Below are 3230 nucleotides of genomic sequence, written 5' to 3' on the forward strand. Positions count from 1 at the left end.
TCCGTTAGCGCTGGATAGCGCCTACGAGCGGCAGGCTTCGGCCCGGCCGCTTTTTTGTTGCCGGAGAGCGGCCAAGCTTATGCGTGGCAAGACCGCAGAAGATCAAAAGCTCCTGGAGCTGCTCGACCCCGTGGCCGAGGCGGCCGGCTATGAGATCGTGCGCCTGCGCCTGATGGGCGGCGAGCATGCCCGGCGCCTGCAGATCATGGCCGAGACGCCCGACGGCGAGATGGTGGTCGAGGACTGCGCGCGGCTCAGCCGGGCCATCTCCGAGATCATGGACGCCGCCGACCCGATCGCCGGGGAATATACGCTGGAGGTCTCCTCGCCGGGGGTCGACCGGCCGCTGACCCGGCTGAAGGACTTCGCCAACTACGAGGGCCACGAGGCCCGCATCGAACTCGACCGCGTGGCCGAGGGACGCAAGCGCTTCCGCGGCGTCCTGGCCGGGGTGGAAGACGAGAACATCGCCATCGACCTGGAAGGGGAGGAGGCCACCGCCCTGGTCCCCTTCGCCTGGGTGGTCGAGGCCAAGCTGATCCTGACCGATGCGCTGATGAAGCGCGGCGCCGAAGAGCGCGCCGCCCGCCTCGTCGGCGACGACCCGCAACAAGAGACCTCCGAATAAAGGACGAGACCCATGAGCCTGACCGGCATCTCCGCCAACCGGCTTGAACTGCTCCAGATCGCCGAGGCCGTCGCCCGCGAAAAGTCGATCGACAAGGAGATCGTCATCGAGGCGATCGAGGAGGCGATCCAGAAGGGCGCGCGCTCGCGCTACGGCGCCGAGCACGACATCCGGGTCCATATCGATCCCAAGACCGGCGAGACCACCGTCAAGCGTGTGGTCACCATCGTCGATGACGGGGTGAGCTGGGACGTCGAGGCCGGCGAAGAGGAGCCGGTCGGCATCATGCGCCTGTCGGACGCCAAGCGCGTCTACAAGGACGCCGCGGTCGGCAAGACCTACGAAGAGATCCTGCCGCCCTTCGAGTTCGGCCGGGTGCAGACCCAGATGGCGCGCCAGGTGGTGACCGGCAAGGTCCGCGAGGCCGAGCGCGAGCGCCAGTTCGAGGAGTTCAAGGACCGGGTCGGCGAGATCGTCAACGGCGTGGTCAAGCGGGTCGAGTACGGCAACACCGTCGTCGACCTGGGTCGCGGCGAAGGCATCATGCGCCGCGACCAGTCGATCCCGCGCGAGAACTTCAATATCGGCGACCGGATCCGCTGCTACATCTATGACGTCCGCCGCGAGACCAAGGGTCCGCAGATCCTGCTCAGCCGCGCCCACGGCGGCTTCATGGCCAAGCTGTTCGCCCAGGAAGTGCCGGAAGTCTATGACGGCGTGATCGAGATCCGCGCCGTGGCCCGCGACCCGGGCTCGCGCGCCAAGATGGCCGTGGTCTCCAACGACAGCTCCATCGATCCGGTCGGCGCCTGCGTCGGCATGCGCGGCTCGCGCGTGCAGGCGGTGGTGGCCGAGCTGCAGGGCGAGAAGATCGACATCATCCAGTGGAGCCCGGACGAGGCGACCTTCATCGTCAACGGCCTCGCCCCCGCCGAAGTCTCCAAGGTGGTGATGGACGAGGAGGACGAGCGCGTCGAGGTGGTGGTTCCCGACGAACAGCTGTCGCTGGCCATCGGCCGCCGCGGCCAGAACGTCCGTCTTGCAAGCCAACTTACGGGTTGGCAAATCGACATCATGACCGAGAGCCAGGAGAGCGAGCGCCGCCAGCGCGAGTTCTCCGAGCGAACCCAGCTGTTCCAGGAAGCCCTGGACGTGGACGAGGTCATCGCCCAGCTGCTGGTCACCGAGGGCTTCGCCACGGTGGAAGACGTCGCCTATGTGGACGCCTCGGAAATCGCGGCCATCGAAGGCTTCGACGAGGACACCGGCGAGGAGATCCAGGCCCGCGCCCGCGACTTCCTGGAAAAGATCGCCGCCGAATACGACTCCAAGCGCACCGCGTTGGGCGTCGAGGACGGCCTGCTGGAAATCGAGGGCGTGACCCTGCCGATGGCCGTGGCCCTGGGCGAGGGCGACGTGAAGTCCGTCGAGGACCTCGCCGGCCTGATCCCCGACGACCTGCGCGGCTGGTTCGAGACCAAGGACGGCGAGCGCGTCCGCGAGAAGGGCATCCTGGAGAGCTTCAACATGGACCCGGCCGACGCCGAAGCGCTGATCATGCGCGCCCGCGTCGCCATGGGCTGGATCGAGGCGCCGGAGCCGGAACCCGAGGTCGAGGAAGAGGTCGAGTACAACGAAGCCGAGGCCGTGTTCGGTCAGCGGCCGGCCGCTGCGGTCGCGCCCGAAGCTGACGCCGAGGCGGTCGCCGAGGCCGACCCCGACCAGCCTACGGAGGCCTAAGGACCCTGTTGAACGCCCCCGCAACCCTGGCGGAAGCCGCTCGCGAGCGTCGCGACATCGTCTCCGGCGAGGTGATGGACGAAGCACGCCTGCTGCGCTTCGTCGCTGGACCGGGCGCCGTGGTGGTCCCCGACGTGGCGCGCAAGCTGCCGGGGCGGGGCCTCTGGGTCGAGGCGACGCGGGCGGGGGTCGAGGCCGCGGCCAAGAAGGGCCTGTTCTCCCGGGCCGCCAAGACCAAGCTGGCGGTCGGGCCGGACCTCGCCGATCAGGTGGAAACGCTCTTGCGGAAGCGGCTCCTGGACGGCCTGGGCCTTGCCAAACGGGCGGGCGACCTTATCTCGGGCTACGAGAAGGTCTCCGCCAGCCTGAGCGCCGGCAGGGCCGCCTGGCTGATCGAGGCCGCCGATGGCGCGCCTGACGGTCGGCGCAAGATTCTGAATGTGGCCCGCAAGTCACCCAAGCCGGTCGAGGTCTTCGGACTCTTCGGCGTCGAGGAATTGGGTTTGGCCTTGGGGGGCGAGAATGTGATACACACCGCCTTCCTTGCGGGGCGTGGCGCCGATCGTTGGACATTCGATGTCCGGCGCCTGTCCGGCTTCAGCCCGCTTACTCCCGAGAGTTGGCGCGAGGAAAAGCCTTCTGAGGCGGGCGGAACCTAAGGCGGTTTCGCGCGCCTAGACCTATTCGAGATGATTGGCCGGGACCGTCCCGACCGTAAGTTAAAGCGAGCGCATGAGCGACGAGAACGACAACGGCCGAGCCCCCGGCGGGCGAGCTCCCCTGACCCTCAAGCCCCGTGGGGCCGGTTCGGTCAGCGCGGGCACGGTGAAGCAGAGCTTCAGCCACGGCCGCTCCAAGACGG

The 3230-nt window shown here is 68.1% G+C and carries 4 protein-coding genes; all 4 read left to right on the top strand.

Annotated elements, in window-relative coordinates:
* The first annotated feature begins 79 nt into the window (after window positions 1-79).
* The gene (gene rimP, locus Q8Q88_RS24560; RefSeq protein ID WP_305677806.1) at window positions 80-628 is read left to right on the top strand and encodes a ribosome maturation factor RimP; all 549 of its coding nucleotides are present in this window, start codon (window positions 80-82) and stop codon (window positions 626-628) included.
* 12 nt (window positions 629-640) lie between these two features.
* Window positions 641-2368, top strand: a complete 1728-nt coding sequence (gene nusA, locus Q8Q88_RS24565) for a transcription termination factor NusA (protein ID WP_305677807.1) — start codon at window positions 641-643, stop codon at window positions 2366-2368.
* 8 nt (window positions 2369-2376) lie between these two features.
* Window positions 2377-3027 carry an RNA-binding protein gene (locus Q8Q88_RS24570; RefSeq protein ID WP_305677808.1) on the top strand — a complete coding sequence of 217 codons (651 nt, stop codon included), beginning with the start codon at window positions 2377-2379 and terminating at the stop codon, window positions 3025-3027.
* A gap of 73 nt (window positions 3028-3100) precedes the next feature.
* A partial coding sequence (locus tag Q8Q88_RS24575) for a translation initiation factor IF-2 associated domain-containing protein (RefSeq protein WP_305677809.1) occupies window positions 3101-3230 on the top strand: 130 nt, incomplete at its 3' end.

The sequence above is a fragment of the Phenylobacterium sp. genome (assembly GCF_030697925.1).
GTDB lineage: Bacteria > Pseudomonadota > Alphaproteobacteria > Caulobacterales > Caulobacteraceae > Phenylobacterium.

What these genes read in the sequence shown, in the direction of transcription:
- rimP (WP_305677806.1), top strand. Translation starts at nt 80, where the DNA reads ATGCGTGGCAAGACCGCAGAAGATCAAAAGCTCCTGGAGCTGCTCGAC.
- nusA (WP_305677807.1), top strand. Translation starts at nt 641, where the DNA reads ATGAGCCTGACCGGCATCTCCGCCAACCGGCTTGAACTGCTCCAGATC.